The following is a 22,511-nucleotide window of genomic DNA, read 5'->3' as shown; positions in this document are numbered from 1 at the left end:
CTGGTGTCGGCGTTGCCGTTGGCACTGGTGTTGCCGTTGCTGTCGGTACTGGTGTCGGCGTTGCTGTCGGCACTGGTGTCGGCGTTGCTGTCGGTGATGGAGTCGCTGTTGGCGTAGTTCCGTTGTCGCGGCCAGTGTATGGCTTATGGTGGAACTCCCCGCTACCTTCAAGGGAAGCACCGATCATACTGCCGTTAATCTGCCCGTTGTTAAACGTAATTGCTGCATCAGGGGCCAGTACGGTCCCCATGATACCGATGCTCTCCATCCGCAAGGCTGTCGCCTGCGGGAAGTTATAGAGCACTTTATTCTGGCTTACACCCTCCAGCCCGTTTCCGTTCTTGAACGTGACTGAAGCTCCGTCTATATTAACGATGACAGTAGATCCCGCCGGTGCATTAATCCGTAGCTCATTAGCACCTGTAAGCACACTTCCTGATACTGAGAATACATTCAGCACGGGATCGGTACCGGTCAGTTTAATATTTCCGTAGTTGTCTTCCGTCTTGCCGTTCACTGTCAGAGCTGCAAGCTGCTGCGATTTAGCGCGAAGTAAGGCAAATTCGGAGACAAAGTTAATAACGTTCGCTTCTTTCCGCAGAGTTCCTGTCCCGCCCCGCGGTTTGCCGGAGCCTGAGTAAGTGCCGCCGTACACGGCACTACCGTTAACTTCTCCCATGTCATAGCTCAGATTGCCGCCTGCCACCAGCGAATCCATTTCTGAGATTTCTGCTGCACTAAGGCTATGGCCTACCGAATATCCGCCCTGGGTAAGGGTGATATGACCGCCGGCAGCCATTCTGCCTTCCGAATCACTGTGGTAGCCTTTAAGATCACCGAGAATAAACACATTGTACTTACCCGCAATGCCAGGAAGGGGAGTACTGTCAGCCCTTACCTTACTTTGTCCGGCGGAAGCCAGCCAGCCGCTGACCAGCAGAACTGCAGACATAGCCACTGCAAAAGATAACTTGAATACAGATTTACGATTCATTATTAATTCCCCCCGTAAGATGCGGTATTAACCCCGGCTATAGCAGCACCTTTACCTAAAAAAATGAACAAAAAAAGCCGCCAGGAAGTCAAGCTTCACGGCGGCCGGACGATCGTAGCCCTCTCTCAAAGGCTGTAGACTCCTGGCTTTGCGTCCCGCACTTTCGGGCGGTTTGCGATTATACATGAGAAAGTATGTAGTTGAAATAGAGTAAGTAGTCTATGACATTTGTTACTTTAGCACTAAACTAAGTGTATTCCCTGATCTGTATTATTGTCAATCTATTCCTTATAATATTTTTCCATAATAATCGAAATTTCTGAACGGAAGGGCTTTCAGAGCCGGTTTTCAGCTTATGATCCATGTCATTCTATTAGTTGTCAGCTAATCCTCTCTTATACTCCGGAATACTCGCTTTTCATCATTTAAAATTTAAGTATCTAAATAATGTAATTTAGTATATTCGAACTACTTAAATTTTTAATTAATAATAACCCTCCCGGAATTCCATTTATATCGTATTGTATGCTCGTCTGATTCATAAAAGGTATAATATATCTCTTCAGACGAAAAAAAAACTGCCGGCCGGTTACCCGCTGACAGTTCATCCTAAGCATTATTTTAATATATTAAAGCAGCTGCAGCCAGCCGATCATTGACATCCAGAGCGGAACACTTAAAAACAGGCCGAACACCAGACCACGGCGGAGATTTCCTTCATGATTCATTTTCATACTCCTCTTTTCGGCTAAATTATTTTCAACTTTAGTATTACAAATTTAATATAAATCAATTCCGGATTTTTTATTGTGAATTATGTCACATTATTTTCCTTTTAAAAAAATAAAGCAAAAGGCCTTGCCATGGGAGTTGGCAAGACCTGTAGGGTACCATATAACACTGGGGGGTGTCTGGTTTATTCAATATAAACGTTCTACCTGAAAATAAGCTGATAGGAACCTAAAAGTTACATTAAAACTGTCCAATAGCCCAAAGTGCCAAATACAACGACCAGCGCTACGGGATAAAAGATTTTCCGGCTTACCTTATCATTAAATGTAAAAAATAAACACAGCATACAAAGCCACGCAATAAGAACACTGCCCATTTCCTATGCATACGCTCCTTCCCGACCTCTGATCTATACTTAGAAGATACCCTCAGGGCACCCGTTACATACCATTTTATCCGGTATTATTTTTTCTCCTATATATAGAAGAAAAGCGCAGCATCCGGAAAAATCCGGAACACCGCGCTGCAGCAATTGTTGTAATTACGGCCTGCGTTAATATGAGTACGGTTCCTTGCTCCCTTACTAATATAAAGCATCCTGATGATTTGTCAAATCGGACTGTTATCCGCAGGCTCTCAGATACAGAGCTTGGCATCTTCCGACGCAAAAATAAAACGCAGCATCGGACTGAACAGCGGCTGCAGCACAGACATATGCCCTTCGCCCTGGAATTCATTATAGGCCAGCCGGCTGAGCCCGCTGCCGGCAAATGGGACCAGACGCTCATAGAACGCTCTGGCATTCTCAAGCATACCGTCCTCCTCCGAGCCGATGCCAATCATCAGCGAGCAGGCAAGCTCCCCGTTACGCAGCTTCTCCTCCAGCTCAGGCAGCATATCAAACAGCACCTTGTCTTTCCACCAGAGGGACGGGCTGCCTGCGATATAAGTGCTGAACAGCCCGCCGCGGCGGATTAGCGTATACAAGGTAAAGAAGCCGCCCAGCGAATGCCCGAAGAGCGCAGCCCTGGAGTGGTCCACATTGTATCTGCGCCCAATCAGCGGCATGAGCTCCTGCTCAATGAAGTCTAGAAAAGCATCCGCCCCGCCGTTAACCGGCCAGGGCGAGCCGTCCGGACGCAGACCCTGCTGAATATCCGGCACAGTCAGGTCCCTGAAGCGACGCTCGGACACAAACGGCCCGTCTGCCGGATAACCGATTGAGACGATCATGCCGGACGGCAGCCCCCGCGGGTGGCGGGTCTGCAGACGCATGGCATCATTGAGTGAAGCAAAGTACGCGTTGCCGTCCACGGTGTACAGCACCGGATACCCCTCCGGCGGTGCAGGCTTCAGCGGAAGATGGACAAATATCCGGTACGTTAGTCCGTTGTAGAGCGAAGTCATGTCCCACATCTCGGTTCCGGGCAGCATGCAGGCACTGACCGGTGATATCAGCTCCGCCTCCATCTCAGCCCGCTTCACCTCCGGCCCTGTCTGCTGTCCGTCAGCCGCCCCGTACAGCCACAGCAGCGCTTCAGGGAACTGTGCGGACATAGAGGCTAAATCATGGGCCGCCCCGTCTGTAAGCGAGAGACGCAGCCTCTGCTCACCGGCCAGCTGTCCGCGCAGGCTCCGGTATGCTTGAAGCGTGCAGGTAACGGCATGCCGCTGAATATTCTGTTTGTACACCCCTTCACGGTTGCCCACAGATAAATACAGCTTCTGTCCGCTGTCCGGCAGCGGGTTAGCTTCAGTAAAGGCCAGCATTCCTTCATACCAGATGGAGGGAGACAGCAGGCCGAACCGCCCGAAGACATCGGGACGGCGGTAAGCGGCCAGCAGCGTCACCAACCCGCCCAGCGAATATCCGATCATTCCGGTGGATTCCGGTTCAGGAGCCGTCCGCAAGATGGAATCAATGTAAGGCTTAATGCTGTCAGCGATTTCATTGAGATAGGCAGGCCCTCTGCCGCCAAAATCCGCCCTTCCCTCTGTTGCAGCAGACTCCGGCCACGGTGTATAATCATCATTTCGGGAAGAACTGCTGATCCCGATAACGATCAGCTCGGCCAGCAGCCCCTCGCGAAACAGCCTGTACATATAATTCAGGTTATTCATCATTAGTGTTGCACCGTCATGCAGGTACACAACAGGATATTGTTTCCGGGATAATGCATAGGAAGGGGGCAGGAATACCGTCAGCCGGCGTCCCTGCCAGTCCAGCTCTTGCACTTCAAACATCAGGTCTTCATCCTTTCATCCGTTCATAACTGCCACTGTTTCTTTCGTTATTATGAAAGCTTTTCATTCCGTGCACCATAGACAGAGGCCGGAAGCGGCATGGATTTTTGGACAAGGGATTGCAGAAGCTCTGTCCGGCGGCTACCCGGACACTATTAAAAAATAGAATAAAATTTTAGAGATCAGATCGCATACGGGGCTTGGCATTCCCGTTTCTGAAGGGCTTTCAGGGGGCCGTCAAGGGCTTTCTGATCTATTGACTTTCCAACATATAGTGTTTAATATGATTGAAGTCACCTAAATGTAGTGTATATAGTAGTTAAACTCATATATCTGGCGGATTGCCAGAATATCATTATCAAAGGTTAAATAGAACCACTGTTATAGGAGGTTAGAGCGACTATGCTGATTGCTTACGATTCCAAAACCGGCAACGTCAGACGGTTTATCAACAAGCTGAAGCTGCCTGCTGTACAAATCGAAGAGCATATGACGATCGACGAGCCTTACGTGCTTGTTACATACACCACCGGATTTGGGCAGATCCCCGAGAAGGTGTCTTCTTTTTTGGAGAAGAACCATTCCAGGCTGAAAGGCATTGCCGCGAGCGGCAACAAAAACTGGGGTGAGCTGTACGCGCACAGCGCAGACCTGATTGCAGAACGCTATAATGTGCCGGTAGTCGGCAAATTCGAGCTGTCAGGAACATTTGGCGATGTGGAGCGAATTAAACAGGAGGTGAACCGGGTTGCGGCATATTGAATTGAATAACATGTTGATGAAGAGAGACGAGACCGGATTTTTCCAGCTCGATAAAGACCAGGAAGCCGTAGCGGAGTTCATGCGTGATGTGGAGCGCCGCAGCTTGACCTTTACAAGCACCAAAGCCAAGATTGATTATATGATTGCCAATGACTATTACGAGGACCTGTATGACCGTTACAGCGCAGCTGAGATGGAGGATGTCTACCGGATCGCCCATGAGTACAATTTCCGTTTTCCTTCATATATGGCGGCTTCCAAGTTCTATACAGACTATGCCGTCAAAACCAATGACCGCAAGCAGTACCTCGAGCATTATCCGGACCGCGTAGCGGTAGTAGCCCTGCACCTGGGACGCGGAAATGTCGGGACTGCCCGCACCCTGGCCCGTTCCATGATGGAGCAGCGCCTGCAGCCGGCCACACCCACCTTCCTCAATGCCGGCAAAAGCCGCCGCGGCGAGATGGTGTCCTGCTTCCTGCTGGAGATGGACGACTCGCTCAACTCGATTAACTATGTGCTGAATACCTGCATGCAGCTGTCCAAAATCGGCGGCGGCGTTGCTGTCAATCTGTCCAAGCTGCGCGCGCGCGGCGAGACGATCAAGGGTGTTGAAGATGCTGCCAAAGGCATCATGCCTGTCCTGAAGCTGATGGAAGACGGCTTCTCCTATGCTGACCAGATGGGCCAGCGCAAGGGTTCCGGTGCTGCTTACTATAATATTTTCGGCTGGGACGTGCTTGAGTTCCTCGACAGCAAAAAGATTAATGCCGACGAACGGACACGCCTGAAGACGTTGTCCATCGGTCTGATCGTGCCGAACCGCTTCTACAAGCTGGCACAGGATAATCAGCCGCTGTACGTGTTCGCTCCTTATACTGTGTTCCAGGCCTACGGCACTCATCTGGATGACATGGATCTCGACGAAATGTATGATACCCTGCTCGCTGATCCGCGCGTGAAGAAAAAGATCGCTATGAGCGCACGCGACATGCTGACCAAAATTGCCATGATCCAGCTCGAGTCGGGCTATCCATATATGATGAACAAGAGCAATGCGAACAACGCACACGCCCTGAAGAACGTCGGCCAGGTCAAGATGTCCAACCTGTGCACCGAGATTTTCCAGCTGCAGGAGACTTCCGAGATTAACGACTACGGCCAGGAAGATGCGATCCGCCGCGATATCAGCTGCAATCTGGCTTCCCTGAACATCGTGAATGTGATGCAGCACGGCAAGATCCGTGAATCCGTCCACGAGGGCATGCTCGCCCTGACTGCGGTCAGCGACATGACCACGATCTCCAATGCTCCGGGCGTAGCCAAGGCGAACAAGGAGATGCACTCCGTCGGCCTTGGTGTCATGAATCTGCACGGTTACCTTGCCAAGAACAAGATTGCTTATGAAAGTGAGCAGGCCCGCGACTTTGCACGCACGTTCTTCATGACAATGAACTACCATTCGATTGAAAAAAGTATGGAAATTGCCGCTGAGACCGGCGAAACCTTCTACGGATATGCGGAGTCTGATTATGCGACGGGTGTTTATTTTGACCGTTACGTGTCTACCAACTATCAGCCGGTTACAGCAAGAGTGCAGGAGCTGTTCGCAGGCATCTACATTCCTACCCAGGAAGACTGGAAGCAGCTGCGCGAAGCTGTTAAGCAAAACGGCCTGTACCATGCCTACCGCCTGGCGATTGCACCGACTGCGAGCATTTCTTATATCCAGAATGCCACATCCAGCGTAATGCCGATTGTGGAGCAGATCGAGACCCGTACCTATGCCAACTCGACCACCTATTATCCGATGCCTTATCTGCAGCCGGACAATGTGTTCTTCTATAAATCCGCTTATCAGATGGACCAGTTCAAGGTGATTGATCTGATTGCGGAAATCCAGCCCCATATCGACCAGGGTATCTCGACCGTCCTGCACGTGAACAGTGATGTAACAACCCGTGAGCTGGCCCGCTGCTACCTCTATGCGGCACACAAAGGCCTGAAGTCGCTGTATTACACACGCACCAAAAAGCTGTCCGTCGAGGAATGCCTGACCTGCTCGATTTAACGGGCCGTACGGCTACAGAAAGGGAGATTAGATCATTATGAGCGCAATTCAAGCCGTGAACTGGAACCGTCCTGACGACGACTTCTCGCTGATGTTCTGGAACCAGAATATTATGCAGTTCTGGACCGACGACGAGATTCCATTATCCGATGACAAAATGTCCTGGCTGACGCTGAGCGACACCGAAAAGGACTCTTATATGAAGGTGCTGGGCGGGCTCACCCTGCTCGACACCGTGCAAGGCGGCGTAGGCATGCCGCAGATCATGGAGCATGTAGACGGCCTGCAGCGCAAGGCGGTGCTTGGCTTCATGGGGATGATGGAGCAGATTCATGCGAAGTCCTACAGCAGTATTTTTACGACGCTGGCTTCCACTGAGGAGATCGACGGGATCTTCCGCTGGGTGGAGGACAACACGTTCCTGCAGTTCAAGGCCCAGACTATTTCCGAGTATTACAAAAAAATCGAAACTCCCAAGGACCTCTACCTGGCGATGGCAGCTTCCGTCCTGCTGGAGAGCTACCTGTTCTACAGCGGGTTCTTCTACCCGCTCTATCTGGCCGGCCAGGGCAAAATGACCTGCAGCGGCGAGATTATCGACCTGATCCTGCGCGACGAGAGCATCCACGGCGTTTATGTCGGCGTGCTGGCGCAGGAGATTTTCGAAGAGCTGTCCGAGGACGACCAGCGTGACGTGTACCAGACACTTGTTGGGCTGCTGCGCCTGCTGCATGCGAACGAGGAGCAATACACCGAGCAGATCTACGCGCCAATCGGGCTTGTGGAGGAAGTGAAGACCTTCCTGCGCTACAACGCCAACAAGGCGATGATGAACCTGGGTCACGACCCGCTGTTCGACGAGGAAGAGATCAACCCGATCGTCCAGAACGGGATCAGTACCCACACCAAGCAGCATGACTTTTTCTCCAAAAAAGGCAACGGCTACGTCCGTGCGCTGAACGTGGAGCCGCTGCGTGATGAGGACTTTAGTTTCTAAGCATAGAAAAAGGGGCGCTATCGCCCCCTTTTAGTACCGCCGGGGATTCCCGGCGGTTTTTTTGTTGTGTGGAACTCCACATGTTCACCTAAAATTCAAGTGGAAAATCTCCATCTAATTTATCAATAAACCTCACTTTCAGGAAAATAGATCGAAAAGCGCCACTTAATTTTATCGAAATTACCTCCAGCGCACCAGATTACCTTAAATTAATGCCTTTTTTCCACCAACTAATGTTCTCGAATGCTGTAAACCACTAGAATTAAGTGGATAAAATCAAACTATCTGCATAAGGATGGACCCCAGCGTTCCGATATGCAACTTCTTAATCACAGGATACGTAAGATGACTAAAGGAGTTGGTAAAAATGGTAATCTTCGCTACTCTTTTCGTGCTAATTGCGGTACTGAATATTTTCTTTCCGGCAGCAGGCTGGTACATGCGTTACGGCTGGATGGTAAAAGGGGAATCCGAGCCCAGTGATGCCTATCTCATGATGAGCAGAATCAGCAGTGTTATCGTGCTTATTATCTTTTTATTATTCTTTTTACCCGCATTATTTTAGATTAGAGGTATTCTCTTGCCGTATTCGTGTCATAACGTTTATGGCTTCCCTCAAATTGTTTGGATTATGCCCGAATAACATGCTTGAAGGAGCTGCTCTTGCAGCTCTTTTCTTTTCTTTTCTTTTCTTATAGTCGTATTCTAGGGACGACGCTTTGACCCCAGCCGCAGACTGAACAAGGCACCTGCTAAAGCAAGGCAAGCCGCCAGCAGGAAGGTATCAGAGTACCCCTGCATTTCTGCCAGAGATGCATTGCCGCCCGCCATCGTGATGCGCGCGTTAGCCCGGAGGGCCAGGAAGTTGCTCAAACTGGCAATAGCAATCGGGATTACCAGGTTAGAGCTTGCTGACGTTAACGGTGTAACACGGCTGATTAGCTCCGATGGGGCGGATTGCAGGATGTAGGTATTCAGAGACATCATACAGAGGCCCATTCCGATTCCGAGCAGCCCCACCATTCCCCCAATCAGTCCTCCTCCTACGTTCTGGCCTAACTGTGACAGCAGCAATAAAGCCAGAGAGATTGTCCCTAAACCCAAGCCGGCAAGCGGGCGTATCCCCACCCTATCAAACAGCCTTCCGCCAACCGGCATAAGCAGTCCGGATGTGATAGCCAGCATACTCATAACCAGACCCGCCTGAAACGGACTGTATCCTTTGTAATGCTGAAGGTACTGCGGGATAAATACCAGAGATCCGTTAAGCGCCGCATATTGAATCCAGCTTACAAATATTCCTCTTCGAAAGCTAACCGTTCTGAACGCCTGAAGAGCCAGAATCGGCTGCGGATGTCTTGTCTCATGAAACCACAACCAGACTAGCAGTATGACACTGACTGCCCTCAATAACCAAAGAAGCCATTGGGAAGCATCCACATTCATGCTTAAAGCGAGTAAAACAAAGGCTACAGGGGCCAGAAAAAAGCCAACGACATCCAGCGATTTCTTATCGTAAGAGGATTTAGGTGGCTGCAGCGCATTCGCCTTAAGCAAATAACGTGCTCCCAAATAAACAGTAAATATGCCTAAAGGAAGATTAATGAGAAAAATCCATTGCCAGCCTATGGACTCTAACAGCCAGCCGGATAGAACCGGCCCGGAGGCCGGTGCCAGCAGCATCGGGATACCCAGCATCCCCATGACCTGTCCTTTCTTATTCTCCGGTGCAAGGCGGAAAATCATAGCCATCCCTATCGGCTGGACCATTCCCCCGCCAAGCCCTTGAATGATCCGGCAAATCGTTAACTGCAGGGAATTCTGGGCCAGCGCACACAGCAATGATCCGATAACAAACATGATAATGGTAATGATATAAGCCTTCGCTGAGCCGAATCTGTCCGAGAACCATCCTGCGAGCGGAATCGTAACCGACATGGCTAACATATAGCCCGTAATTACCCATTGCAAGGTGTCAAAAGAAACCCCAAAAGCCTTAGCCAGGCCGGGGATGGCTACATTCATGGCGGTGCTGTCTATCATCACCATCATCATTCCGGGAATAATAGCCATAAGCATCAGTATGAACGGCCTCCGCTCAGACATCACGTTTTGATTGTACTGACTATTCATATCAGGTCTCCTTTTACTAAACATCGTGTTGATTAACTTTTACCTGCTGATTATAATCAGAACAACCCCAAAACCGATGATCACAGATAATCGTTATGTTCATTAATCAACGGCAAGCTGCAGAATGTTTAGTAAAGCTACTATTTATTTAGGAGAGGAACCCGCAGTGAACGATAAAACAGACCGCAGGATTCTAAGGACCCGGACTCTTTTAAGAACAGTTATGCTTGATCTGGCGTCAGAAAAACCACTTGAAACCATTACAGTTAAAGAGCTGACGGAAACAGCCGGATTAAACAGAGGGACCTTTTATTTACACTATCAGGACATTCATGATTTTTATGAGCAGTATAAAAATGAGGTTCTGGAACAATACGAGAGCATTATAAAGAAGCTTGGCGGCACCCGTGAAACGAGAGAGCCCTTTATTGACCCGCCCTCAGGTTATGTACGTCCATTCGAGTATGTCCTTGAGCATAAGCATTTTTTCAAAATATTCCTGGGTTTCGGGGGCGACACCAATCTTTCCCTTCAAATGACAGAGCTGATTAATCAGCAGTTTATTAATGCCTATCGCGTAAATCATCAACAGATCAAATCCGCAGATATTCCCGTGAAACAACAGTACTTATTCGCGTATCTTGCTTCAGCCTATGTGGGGACCATGCAGTTCTGGATTCAGCGGGATTTCGACTTATCTCCGGCGGAGATGGCTATTTTGTTCTCAAAGATTTCGAGGCTGGGATCGGCGCATGTGACCTTCCCTGTAATATAAATTGAACGATAAAGAGAGGTCATACATCATGTTTCAAGGCAAACCGAGGACTGCCGCTTGGATAGGAATCGGGCTATATACAGGCCTTACTCTATTTTTCTTATTTGTCGGCTTCAACCGCTCATCGGCTCTGCCAGAGACGGGCTTGCGGTATCACTTAGTATTTGACGGGATTCCGCTGCGGTTTCCGGGGAGAGGTTATGCGAATCTGTGGGTCTTCAACCTGGGGAACTATCTGGCATTCGTACCGTTCGGACTATTGATTCCGCTGCTGATCCGCTGCCGGTTCCTGCCGTTCCTTGCGGTCTTCTTAACAGCCATTACCGGGGTTGAGCTGATTCAGATGGTAACGTATCTGGGCGCGTTCGATATTAACGATATCGTCATTAATACGCTGGGTGCGACTGTCGGCTACGGTGCTCAGCGGCTGATCCGCCGCGATCGTACGACGCCAAGAGGTTTACTCAAGCTCCTGTCCTCCGGAGCCCTCTTGACTTTGGCCGTCTACTCCGCTGTGAGTGGTCTCAATTATTATCTGGATCATGGACGCGGTGAGATCAAGGCGCTGGACCAGCTCCCCCTTGAGCAGGGAGAAGTGAGGTGGGAATCAACACTCAATGGTTTCACTGCAGCGCAGGAGCCGATCGAACCGGCGCTCAATCTGTACAGTCGTGATAATCCGAGAAACCATGAGTTCTCACTGCGCCTTGACGGACAGTTCAAGGAGTTATCTGGTAATGTGACCGTCCCTGACGACGTTATTTACGGGGCAAGCAGCGGAAGCAGCCGCGTCATTATCAGCACCGACGGAGAAGAGGTTTACTCCATAGATATGAATATCGTACCCGGTGAGAATCAGGCGCTATCCTTCCGTGTGCCGCTTGAGGGCAAGCAGGAATTGAAGATAGCCGTCTTCAACGATGCCGCTGACCCTCGAACCAATGCGGTATTCTGGGATGTCACGCTTATTGAAGCCAATGCCGGCCAAAAGCTGGCGGCACGAATTCATCGTTTGCTTGGCGGAGGATAGGGCTGCGGGCAAGGGCTTGAGGGTTAAGGCTATAGAGAACGCTCTACTCAACTAAAGGTTAGAAGAATGGTAGAAGATAGGCGATTTTATGAAAAAAGCGCGACCTCCGAAAACCCCGGAAACCGCGCCCTGATTGAATTCGTAAACATGCTGGTGAAGGGAATTGAACCCCCGGCCTACGCATTACGAGTGCGTTGCTCTACCCCTGAGCTACACCAGCCTGAAGCTTGAGATACCCGTCAGAAACAAAAATATTATACATCTTTTGGTCAAAATCGCCAATACCCTTTTATCCCGTCACCCAAGGCTCTACTCTTCCTGCAGCTTGCTCTCGACCGACTGCAGCTTGCTGCGGCTCGTGGAGGGCTTGTCACGGCGGTCGTCGATCTTGAGCGCCGTTGATACGCGCTGTGCTCCGGCATTGAACGGAGACTCATGCAGCGCCTCTACAGCTGCCAAAATCCTGGATACCGGGCCCTCGATAATCGTTCCCATGGAGGTCAGCTCAAACGTAATCCCCTCCACCGTCTGCAGCACACGCTGCATATCAGCTACATAGCTGCTAAGGCTGGTGCTGCCTGTGCCGATTGGAATGACAGTAACTTCGCCGATTGCCATCGTTAGATTCCTCCTGAGATTCATTTCTTAAACCACCTTCATTGTAGCAACTCCGCTCTTCCCCCACAAATTCAGCCACAAAAAATTCATCATTCTTCATCTATATAAGCCCCATAACACTCACAAGCTTCCATCTATAAATCTAGTGTCAGAATCACTACATTTATGGAGTCTTTGTGGCAGCTTTACGGACAATTTATGAATCCTGTTTCCCTCAAATCAGGCTTAGGCTGTGGATTACCTGTGGACTAGTTGTGGATCAGCTGTGAGTAAGCGGGCTGAAGCCGCTCCCCGCGCGGCTTTGTAAAAAATGGTTTACAAACACAATATATTGGGGTATTTTTAATAACATCAACCAAATATAGTGGAAGCAGGTGCTTTACTCTTGTTAAGAGAGTAGGAGCTTAATAGGGAAGCGCGGTGCAAATCCGCAGCGGTCCCGCCACTGTAACCGGATGCCGGCCGGGAGAACGCTCCCTGTCAGGCACATCCTTGGCATAGGCCACTGGAGGGCGGACAAGCCCCCCGGGAAGGAGCCGCTGGGTGAACCGGGAGCCAGGAGACCTGCCTGTTTCCGGGCACCGTTATGTACCCCTGCGAGGAACAGGAGAGGTGCCCGAATGCGGCCTGCAGCAGCAGAATCAGCCTCCCCTGATACAGGGACATCAGGCTGCCGATACCTGAGGATGATAATTTGTATTGCCCTCAGGTATCGGCTTCTGCGTAAGACAAGAGGGTGACCTCATGCCCTTTTCTCTTTACACCCAGACCACTGGCAAATATCCGCTCATCAGGGTATTTACAACGCATCCGGGCATTTTCCGCCTTTAAGGCGGGAGGTGCCTTTTTACTGGGATCAGACGGACAACAACAGATTATGGATGAAATAGATTTAATGGACAACCATACCGAGAGGAGAGAGTTACATATGACGCTGCTGGAGAAACGGTACAATAGCGGACAAGCTGCACAGGAGGTTCTTCTGAATGAATTAATACATTTAGGCCGGGATATTATTGACAGCGCCGATCTGGATATGCTGCGTGAGAACGCCAACCTGAACGGGGAAAGCTTTTCCGGTAAAATGAGTAAATTTGGAAGTGAATATTCCAAGTGGTACGCCCGCAATTTCACTATGCCGCCGCAGCTCGTACAGGCCACTCTTGATAATGTGGTATATGTCCACGATCTGGACCAATACGCAATCGGAACAACCAACTGTATCTTTATTCCGTTCGAACGGCTGCTGCGTGAAGGCTTCAACACCGGCAACGGCAGTGTCCGCCCGCCGAACTCGATTATGACGGCTATGTCGCTGGTGGCGATTATTTTCCAGTCTCAGCAGAACGCCCAGTATGGCGGCGTATCGGCCAACAAGCTTGATTTTGATCTCGCGCCTTATGTGACCAAATCCTTCGCCAAGCTGTTCCGCAAGGGCCTCGGCTACTTTGAAGAGGGGGAAGCAAGTGAAATCGCCGGCGACATCACGATGAGCCGCAGTGATCTGGCTGAGCAATATCCGCGCTCCTTCCGCTTTGCACAGAAAGAGACTGAGAGCGAAACGCTGCAGGCTGCTGAGAGTATGATTCATAACCTGAACACAATGTCCAGCCGTTCGGGCGGACAGATTCCTTTTACAAGCATTAACTATGGTACCTGCACTTCACCGGAAGGACAGCTGGTTATCAGCTCCCTCCTGACCGCAACGATGAACGGCCTGGGCAGCGGTGAGACGCCGGTATTCCCGATTCAGATTTTCAAATGCAAGCAGGGTGTTAACCAGCAGCAGGGCGATCCGAACTATGAGCTGTTCCTGAAGGCGGCTGAATGCTCGGCGCGCAGACTGTATCCGAACTTTGCCAACCTGGATGCGCCGCTCAATCTGCAGTACTATGATCCGGCTGATCCGGATACGGAATTCGCAACAATGGGCTGCCGCACACGTGTGCTCGGCGACCGTTTTGGACGCAACCATTGCTCCGGCAAAGGCAACCTGTCCTTTAACACACTCAACCTGGTCCGTCTCGGTCTTGCCCACGGCACTGTTACAGGACGCCGGCTGTCGGCTGATGAAGAAGGCTTCTACGATGATCTCAACCACTATATGGATATTGCGCTGGAAGGCCTGCTGCACCGTTTCCGTATCCAGGCAGCCCAGAAGGCCAAAGCCTCTGACTTTATGATGCGTGAGGGCGTATGGGAAGGCGGCGAAGCACTCGCTCCCGAGGATATTGTGGGCGATCTGCTCAAGCACGGCAGCCTTTCCCTCGGCTTCATCGGGATGGCAGAATGCATGAAGGCAATGTACGGCAAGCACCACGGCGAGGACATGGAGGTTCACGCCAAAGCAGTGGCCATCGTCCGCCATATGCGGGAATACTGCGACCGTAAGAGCGAAGAGCTGGATCTGAACATTACGCTGTTTGCTACACCGGCTGAAGGCCTGTCCGGCAAGTTCACCAAGGTGGACCGTAAGGTACTGGGCTCAATCCCGGGCGTAACAGACCGTGAGTATTATACGAACTCGTTCCACATCCCTGTATATCATGAGCTTGGCGCAGCCCAGAAGATCAGTCTGGAAGCCGCTTTCCATGAATACTGCAACGCCGGCGCAATCTCCTATGTAGAGCTGAACGGTAATGCACGGAGCAACCCGGCGGCTTTTGTAAAAATCATTAAATACGCGCTCGAGCAGCAGATCAGTTATTTCAGCATCAACCACCCGATTGACCGCTGCTCCGGCTGCGGCTATGAAGGGGTTATCGGAACGAACTGCCCTTCCTGCGACGCCCATGAGCATGACGTGCATATCCGCCGGCTGCGCCGGGTAACCGGATATCTGACCGGCGACTACCAGACCCGCTTCAATGCCGCCAAGCAGGCTGAAGTGAGAGACCGCATCAAGCATCTATGAATATCTGCGGCTACTATCCGGAGTCTATTAATGAAGGAGAAGGCATGCGGGCGGTTATCTTTATAAGCGGCTGCCGCCACCGCTGCCCCGGCTGCTTCAATCCAAAGACCTGGAATTTCAATTTCGGAGAGCCCTTCACGCTGGAGCGGCAACGCGAGATTATTTGCGAAATGGCTGCCAATCCGTTGCTGGACGGGCTGACGCTGGCGGGCGGCGATCCTTTTTTCTCGGCGGATGAGGCCTGCGGCTTCCTCCATGAGCTTCGTGCCGTGCTGCCGGACTTTCCGGTATGGATTTATACCGGTTACACGTACGAAGAGCTGACGGCTGTGCCGGGCTCACCGGAATGGAACCTGCTGGCCATGTGCCAGGTGGTAATTGACGGCCGGTTTGTTGAAGAGCTCAAGGACACCACGCTTCCCTACCGGGGCAGCAGCAACCAGCGGATTATTGATATACCTTCCAGTCTGGCCGGCAGCGGGGTTGTCGATTGGCAGCCCGTGGTACTGTAAGCTGCTCTTTCTTGTCCTCGCTATCCTAAAGCTGTAATTCACAAAAGCCCCGTACCACCGGATCTCCGGCAGTACGGGGCTTTTAAATTGTTCAGCTATCTCCTGCCAGCTATGCGTAAGGGTTACTCTGCAGCTTTACGCGCAGCCTTCGCCGCAGTCTCCTCCGCCAGCTCCTCCAGCACGCTGTTCAGGCGCAGCTTAAGCTCGTCAGCCAGCTCGACAACCCCCTGGTCGTTGCGCACGGCCTGGGAATCAACAGCATACACGCCGCCCAGAATATGCCGTGCACCCAGCACAGACAGTACAGGCTTCAGTGAATAGTCGATTGCCAGCAGATGCGCCAGGCTGCCGCCCATGAAGAGCGGAAGCACGATTTTACCGGCCAGGCCCTTTTGCGGAACCAGATCGAGGAAGGTTTTCAGCACGCCTGTATAAGAAGCTTTATATACCGGACTTACAACAATAACGGCATCAGCCTCCGCTACGAGCCCGTTGGCTTTTACAATAGCTTCGCTCTCGAACTTGGTATGAATCAGGTCCTCTGCCGGAAGCTCAGCCACATTAATCCGTTCTACTTCAAAACCGCGCCCGTGCAGATCCGCCTCTGCATATTCGATAACCGCGTTAATCCGCGATACCAGGGATGGCGTTCCGTTAATTACAACTATTTTGGCCATATTTACACCTCTTCCGCTATTGTTAATTAAGAGAATATGCCGCTCAGCGCAGTCTAAAATACTTTAAATTATAAATAATCCTATCAAAAAGGACGGAATATTGTCAAACCTCAAAATATGCGTTGATAAGCCCGTTTTTCATCCCATTGCTTGCGCATGCCGGCTTGTTGGGATATAATGAGCGGCAAACCTATATTGCAATCCTGCCAATGACCGGCATCCAACCGTGAGGCGTCTGCGACCGGAGCATTTTCCTTGTTCCCTAAGTTCACCGGGTTTCGCCCGTTACCGCGAAGACCAAAGAGGACCGAACCTCCTGCAAGCCTGTATTTCCGCAAGTTCGGTCAACCTGGGTGGCACCGCGAGCTGACGCTCCTCGTCCCATGGATGAGGGCGTTTTTTGTATTTTTTTAAGACAAAAGGAGCGAATGCGGTATGCTGGACATGAACTGGATCAAGGAAAATCAAGAGCTTGTGAGAAATACGGCACTGTGGAAAAGAGTCGATCCCGTGCTGGATGAGCTGCTGGAATGGGACGACAAACGGCGGGTGCTGCGCCGCGATACCGAGCAGCATCGTGCGGAGCGCAACAAGCTGACCAAGGAGATCGAACAGCTGCTGCGCCAGGGTAATCCTGCCGCGGGTGAGCACGCTAAGGTGCAGGTACGTGCGCTTAATGCTCTGCTCGGCACGCTGGAAGCCGAACTGGCAGAGGCCGAGCGCCGCTGCGGTGAACTGCAGCTGCTCGTCCCCAATCCCGTATCGGCCGACACGCCGATTGGTAAAGACGACAGCGGGAATGTTGAGCTCCGGCGCAGCGGAACGCTGCCAGAGTTCGGCTTCACCCCGCGCGATCATGTGGAGCTGGGCGAGCTGCACGGCATCCTCGACATCCCGCGCGGCGTCAAAGCCGGTGGCCCGCGCAGCTATGTGCTGAAGGGCGCGGGGCTTGATCTCCATCTCGCCGTGCAGCGGCTGGCACTGGATGTACTGGGGCAGCGCGGCTTCACGGCGATGGATGTGCCGGTACTTGTCCGCCCGGAGGCGCTGGAGCGGACGGGGTTTTTCCCCGGCGGACGGGATCAGACCTACGAGCTGAACGGGGAAAACCGCTGGCTCGCCGGCACTTCGGAGGTATCGCTGGTCTCACTGTACAGCGATGAGATCGTGGAGCTGGACGAACCCCTTCGGCTGGCCGGAATGTCGGCCTGCTTCCGCCGCGAGGTCGGCTCGGCCGGACGCGATGTGCGCGGCCTGTACCGGGTGCACCAGTTCTCGAAGATTGAGCAGGTTGTATTCTGCCGCAATAACCCGGAAGACTCGGAGCAGATGCTGCAGGAGATTCTGGCCAATGCTGAGCATATCCTGCAGCTGCTGGAGCTGCCTTACCGCATCGTTGCGGTCTGCAGCGGCGATATGTCGCTGAAGACACATAAGCAATATGATGTGGAGACCTGGATGCCCAGCCGCGATGCCTTCGGCGAGACCCACTCGGCCTCTAACCTGCATGACTTCCAGGCCCGGCGCTCGAACATCCGCTACCGTGACGAGCAGGGCCGGCTGCAATACTGCCATACGCTGAACAACACCGCCGTAGCCACGCCTCGGATTCTTATACCGCTGCTGGAGAACCACCAGCAGGAGGACGGGTCGGTCTATATTCCGGTCGCGCTGCGGGAGTATATGAACGGGCTGGAGCGTCTGGAAGTACGGCAGGCGTAATAGCCTTAGGGCAGCGTGATGGGCTGCCCTATACTAGCACCCGCATACCCTTCAGCTGTTCAAATAAAAAGCAGCAGAGATCGTTCACAGGACGCCGCTCTGCTGCTTTTCTGGTTTTCTGGTTTTCTGGTTTTTACTCCTATCCCCCTCCCCCTTTGCCCACATAGCTGCACTTTGTACAACTAAAGCGGCCGTTTTCTGCTCATTTCTTCCTTTAATTGCACTCTGTACACTTAAAAAGCGATAAAAGACCCCGTTTGTCTGTTTCGGGCTATTATAGCTGCACCAAATACACTTATATGATGCAAAGACCAATTTCAGCTGTTTTTAGCTGCACATACTACAGCTATCCGCTCTGGCACCTGAGCACCCGAAACCTAAGATTTAGAATGTTTTAGAATGATATAAGGTTCCGCCGTTTACACTCAAAATATCAAACTCAACAGAAACTTTTACATAAAAATTACATAAACATAACATTAATTTTATAAAATCATCAATTTCATTTTAAATATGAATGAAAAATAGCTTGGGCATTCATTGATTTTCACTACATAATCCTTTATTTTTGTGCATTATATATAAACTTTCAGCCTTTTAATTTTATTTAATACAGAATTAATATATATTCATGTGAGACAACCTTTCATTTTACAAATGGATGTTACACTTACTAGGTTGTAAATCATAGTTTGAGAGGAAGTGGGTTTAGAATAATGGTTATTTCTCACAGGATGCAGAAATGGCTGTCCGCAGGACTGGCAATGCTGATGCTGATTGGCATCGTAGTGCCTGCCGGACAAGTTGCACAGGCAGCAACTGATAACAGTAATATTGTAATCTCACAGGTTTATGGCGGCGGAGGCAACAGCGGCGCAGAACTCAAGAATGACTTTATTGAATTATATAATCCTACTGACAAGGCGGTAAGCCTTGACGGGTGGAAGGTGCGTTATGCGAGTGCCAGTGCAAGCGGCGATCTTGCTACAACGAAAAACATCACCGAATTGCAGGGAACGATTCCAGCTAACGGGTACTTCCTGATTCAACAGGCAGAGGGTGCCGGCGGCACCAAGGAACTGCCGGCTCCGGATGCAACAGGAAACATAGCAATGGGAGCAGCCGGCGGTAAGGTTGATCTAGTAAACAACGCAGAAGTAAGCGTCGATATGGTAGGTGCGGGAGCTGCTACTGCATATGAAGGCAGTGGTCCTACCGGCGTAATCAGTGCTACGCTGGCAGCTATCCGTAAAGCTGCCGAAGGCGCTCCGGCTGACAGCCGCGGCCAAGACACAGACAACAATGCTAACGACTTCGTAGTCCAAACCCCGGACCCGCGCAACAGCAGCTACGGTATTAAGAAGGCTGTTGAGGCTGTAACCGCTGCACCGGCATCGGGTGCGTGGCCGCAGGGTACAGCGATTACCCTTAACACAGCTACAGTAGGCGCATCAGTCTATGCCGCAGTTTACATAGACGGCGCTTCAGGCGCATACACGCCGTACAGCGGGCCTATCCAGCTGAACGCGCCGACGACAATTAAGGCGTATGCCTCTGTCGCGGATAACGTGTACAGCACGGTGTCGACTTTTGACTATTCTATCCTGACGAAGCAGGATATTTCCGCAGTAAGACCTGCTGAAAAAGGCGATAATGTATGGACTGAAGGCGTTGTAACCCGCATCGACGGTGCCAAAACGTTCATTCAGGATGACACGGCAGCTATCGTGCTGTACGGGTTCCCGGCATTTGCACAGGTCGGTGACCGTGTAGAAGTTCAAGGAGCCATGGATATTTACAGTAATCTGCAGGAGCTCAAGCCGGTTACCGGCCTTACTTATAAGGTGACTGCTGAGAACGCAGGCGTTCCGGCTCCCAAGGTGATTACTGCTGCCGATCTTTCAGCAGCTAACGGTGAAGCTCATGAAGCACAGCTTGTTACGCTCAAGGATGTAACCATCGACAGCAAAGACGGAAGTACTGTCATTGCCAGCCAAGGCAATCAGACATTCACTATCTACTCCGGACTTTCCCAGCTTGCTGTGGGTAAACACTTCGATCAGATTACAGGTGTAATTGAGCAGTATAATACAACCTATCAGTTCATTCCGCTTGGCGCCGAAAGCCTGGTAGAGGAGCTGTTCTCCGTTATTGCCAGTCCGGGTGCGGGTCCGATTATTATCGGCGGACAAGTAACGCTCTCCAGCCCTACTGCCGGAGCAACAGTGCACTACACCATTGACGGTGCAACGCCTACGGCGGCAAGCACACTCTATACAGCACCTGTCACTGTTGACAAAGACATTGTAATTAAGGCTGTTGCTGTACTGGACGGCCAGACCAGCAAAGTATACACCTTTGAATACAAAGCTGCAGGACAGCCGCGTATCCATGACATTCAGGGCGAATCCCATACCTCCAGCTTTGCCGGACAGACGGTTACGGATGTAGAGGGTATCGTTACAGAGCTTGGATATACATTTGCAAATGGCAATTATAAAGGCTTTTTCATCCAGGACCCTCAGCCTGATGATAACATCAATACCTCGGAAGGGATTTTCGTATACAGCACCAATGCCAGCCTGAAGCCGGCAATCGGCGATCACGTGGCCGTTACGGGGCTTGTCTCCGAATATAATGAAGGAAGCAGCAGCAACCTGACTTCCACCCAGATTACACTCAGCTCCATCACAACGATTGCCAAGGACGTAGAACTGCCGGCACCAGTCGTACTAGGCAAAGGCGGACGGGCCATTCCGGACTCCATCATCGACAATGACGGACTGACTGTATTCCAGCCTTCTGAAGATGCTGCAGATTTCTACGAATCCCTTGAAGGCATGCGGGTGACCCTGCCAAGCCCGACTATTATCAGTCCTTACTGGACAAGCGGCGGCGGTAATTCAATGCTGTACAACATTCCTGTAAGAGTAGAGAACACAACGCAGGATGTAGTTACACCTGCCGGAGGACTTGTCCTGAAGGGATCAGACAACCTTAATCCCCAGCGCCTCCTGATTGCTTACGGCGATCCTGGACAGCAAGTTGGTACAGGTGACAAGTTTAACGGTGATGTTACAGGTGTTATCGGCTACAACAACGGCAACTACAAGGTTATTCCAGACAACGGAAGCCTGCCGGGCATTACGCCTAGCACATTCAAGCAAGAGACCTCAACAATCACTGTGAATGCGGACAAATTGCTGATTGCTTCTTACAACATCGAGAACTACTATCCGGGTGTAGGAGCAGCAAAGATTCAGAAGCTGGCCGATTCCATCACTACGAATTTGAAAAAACCGGATATTATCGGCGTTGTTGAAATGCAGGACAGCGACGGGGAAGGCAATAACGGTATTGTGGAGGCCAGTGCCGCCGAGCTGATTCAGGCTATTCAGGCAGCTGGAGGCCCGCTGTACACTTATGTTGATATTGCCCCGGTAAATAATGCGGACGGCGGAGCGCCAGGCGGAAATATCCGTGTCGGCTTCCTCTATAATGCAGCAAGAGTACAACTGGCAGACAGTATTAACAGTCAAAAAGGCTCTGCTACCCAGGCTGTCAGCTACGATGCAGCTGCGGATGAGCTGAGCTACAATCCAGGCAGAATCGACCCTACTAACACTGCTTTTGCCAGCTCGCGCAAGCCGCTTGCGGCCCAGTTTGAATTTAACGGCGAAAAAGTGATTGTGATTGCTAATCACTTCAACTCCAAATCAGGTGATAACGGTCCTTTCGGAAATGTACAGCCTCCTGTGCTTTCAAGTGAGACCCAGCGCCACAAAATCGCTGCAGTAGTAAACGGTTTTGTTAAGCAGGTACTGACAGCCAACCCTGAGGCGAACATCGTTGCGCTTGGTGATCTTAATGACTTCCAGTTCACCCAGACAGCAACCATTCTTAAAGGAACTGAGCTTGATAACCTGATCGACAAGCTGCCGCTGAACGAACGCTACACTTATACGTACGACGGCAACTCACAGGTGCTTGATCATATTCTGGTAAGCAAAAACCTGACAGCATCCTCCGAAATTGATGTTGTTCATCTCAATGCTGACTTCCCGGCAGACCGCGGAAGAGTGTCCGATCATGATCCTGTCCTGGCACAGATCGACCTGAATGCAGACTTCTCCCTGAGAGTCCTGCACACGAACGACACGCACAGCCATCTGGAGACAGTCGTTAAGCGTATGACGGCTATCAAACAGGAACGTACCGGCAACTCTATCCTGCTTGATGCAGGCGATGTATTCTCCGGCACGCTCTACTTCACCAAGTTCGAAGGGCTTGCCGATCTGGAGTTCATGAATTACATCGGCTACGATGCCAT

At 51.1% G+C, this 22,511-nt stretch carries 15 protein-coding genes, 1 tRNA gene and 2 riboswitches; of the genes, 10 read left to right on the top strand and 6 right to left on the bottom strand.

The features are described from left to right. Together BN3772_RS29585 and BN3772_RS29580 are read right to left on the bottom strand one after the other, a co-directional pair. A partial coding sequence (locus BN3772_RS29585) for a choice-of-anchor A family protein (RefSeq protein WP_052380752.1) occupies positions 1–994 on the bottom strand: 994 nt, incomplete at its 3' end. A 96-nt stretch (positions 995–1,090) separates the two neighbouring features. Further along, positions 1,091–1,181, bottom strand: a riboswitch (cyclic di-GMP riboswitch). Between the two features lie 1,181 nt (positions 1,182–2,362). Beyond that, a complete protein-coding gene (locus tag BN3772_RS29580) occupies positions 2,363–3,970 on the bottom strand; it encodes an alpha/beta hydrolase (RefSeq protein ID WP_042204255.1) in 1,608 nt (535 codons plus the stop codon). 402 nt (positions 3,971–4,372) lie between these two features. Between BN3772_RS29580 and nrdI the strand changes: the two genes are divergently transcribed. From nrdI to BN3772_RS29560, 4 genes are all read left to right on the top strand, one after another. Beyond that, on the top strand, positions 4,373–4,732 hold the full coding sequence (nrdI, locus tag BN3772_RS29575) for a class Ib ribonucleoside-diphosphate reductase assembly flavoprotein NrdI (RefSeq protein ID WP_042172443.1): 360 nt from the start codon (positions 4,373–4,375) through the stop codon (positions 4,730–4,732). Continuing rightward, a complete protein-coding gene (gene nrdE, locus BN3772_RS29570; protein ID WP_042204253.1) occupies positions 4,719–6,803 on the top strand; it encodes a class 1b ribonucleoside-diphosphate reductase subunit alpha in 2,085 nt (694 codons plus the stop codon). The genes nrdI and nrdE overlap by 14 nt, the downstream gene beginning before the upstream one ends. Before the next feature lie 37 nt (positions 6,804–6,840). Continuing rightward, complete coding sequence (gene nrdF, locus BN3772_RS29565) at positions 6,841–7,800, top strand: class 1b ribonucleoside-diphosphate reductase subunit beta (RefSeq protein ID WP_042172438.1); 960 nt, start codon at positions 6,841–6,843, stop codon at positions 7,798–7,800. 367 nt (positions 7,801–8,167) lie between these two features. Next, a complete protein-coding gene (locus BN3772_RS29560) occupies positions 8,168–8,365 on the top strand; it encodes a DUF6199 family natural product biosynthesis protein (RefSeq protein WP_042204251.1) in 198 nt (65 codons plus the stop codon). Positions 8,366–8,505: 140 nt separating this feature from the next. Here BN3772_RS29560 and BN3772_RS29555 read toward each other — a convergent pair whose 3' ends face one another. Next, positions 8,506–9,933: an MDR family MFS transporter gene (locus tag BN3772_RS29555; RefSeq protein ID WP_244444875.1), complete on the bottom strand. Its 1,428-nt coding sequence runs from the start codon at positions 9,931–9,933 to the stop codon at positions 8,506–8,508. Positions 9,934–10,099: 166 nt separating this feature from the next. On the opposite strand from BN3772_RS29555, the gene BN3772_RS29550 reads away from it, so the two are divergent. Both BN3772_RS29550 and BN3772_RS29545 read left to right on the top strand, forming a co-directional pair. After that, positions 10,100–10,708, top strand: a complete 609-nt coding sequence (locus BN3772_RS29550) for a TetR/AcrR family transcriptional regulator (RefSeq protein ID WP_042204248.1) — start codon at positions 10,100–10,102, stop codon at positions 10,706–10,708. Between the two features lie 28 nt (positions 10,709–10,736). Beyond that, positions 10,737–11,738, top strand: coding sequence for a VanZ family protein (locus BN3772_RS29545; RefSeq protein WP_052380751.1), 1,002 nt, complete (start codon positions 10,737–10,739; stop codon positions 11,736–11,738). 148 nt (positions 11,739–11,886) lie between these two features. Here BN3772_RS29545 and BN3772_RS29540 read toward each other — a convergent pair. Further along, a tRNA-Thr gene (locus BN3772_RS29540) sits at positions 11,887–11,958 on the bottom strand. 89 nt (positions 11,959–12,047) lie between these two features. Next, complete coding sequence (locus BN3772_RS29535) at positions 12,048–12,356, bottom strand: MTH1187 family thiamine-binding protein (RefSeq protein ID WP_042172424.1); 309 nt, start codon at positions 12,354–12,356, stop codon at positions 12,048–12,050. Positions 12,357–12,711: 355 nt separating this feature from the next. Continuing rightward, a riboswitch (cobalamin riboswitch) is annotated at positions 12,712–12,942 on the top strand. 342 nt (positions 12,943–13,284) lie between these two features. Between BN3772_RS29535 and BN3772_RS29530 the strand changes: the two genes are divergently transcribed. Both BN3772_RS29530 and nrdG read left to right on the top strand, forming a co-directional pair. Beyond that, entirely contained in the window at positions 13,285–15,270 is a 1,986-nt protein-coding gene (locus BN3772_RS29530; RefSeq protein WP_042204246.1) for an anaerobic ribonucleoside triphosphate reductase, read from the top strand. Further along, positions 15,267–15,782 (top strand): anaerobic ribonucleoside-triphosphate reductase activating protein, encoded by a 516-nt coding sequence (gene nrdG, locus BN3772_RS29525; RefSeq protein WP_042204244.1) that lies wholly within the window; start codon positions 15,267–15,269, stop codon positions 15,780–15,782. Before BN3772_RS29530 ends, nrdG begins: the two co-directional genes overlap by 4 nt. Before the next feature lie 122 nt (positions 15,783–15,904). Here the strand turns inward: nrdG and ssuE are convergent, their stop codons facing one another. Further along, positions 15,905–16,459, bottom strand: coding sequence for an NADPH-dependent FMN reductase (gene ssuE / locus BN3772_RS29520; RefSeq protein ID WP_042172419.1), 555 nt, complete (start codon positions 16,457–16,459; stop codon positions 15,905–15,907). A gap of 435 nt (positions 16,460–16,894) precedes the next feature. Between ssuE and serS the strand changes: the two genes are divergently transcribed. Together serS and BN3772_RS29505 are read left to right on the top strand one after the other, a co-directional pair. Beyond that, complete coding sequence (serS, locus tag BN3772_RS29510) at positions 16,895–18,181, top strand: serine--tRNA ligase (protein ID WP_042204240.1); 1,287 nt, start codon at positions 16,895–16,897, stop codon at positions 18,179–18,181. Positions 18,182–18,897: 716 nt separating this feature from the next. After that, positions 18,898–22,511 (top strand): chitobiase/beta-hexosaminidase C-terminal domain-containing protein (locus tag BN3772_RS29505; RefSeq protein WP_244444874.1); only part of this gene is annotated, 3,614 nt, incomplete at its 3' end.

Origin of the sequence: Paenibacillus camerounensis, from assembly GCF_000723885.1 — a bacterium.
GTDB lineage: Bacteria > Bacillota > Bacilli > Paenibacillales > Paenibacillaceae > Paenibacillus_AQ > Paenibacillus_AQ camerounensis.
The sequence above is the reverse complement of the archived record's forward strand: the minus strand, read 5'-3'. Positions and strand labels throughout refer to the sequence as shown.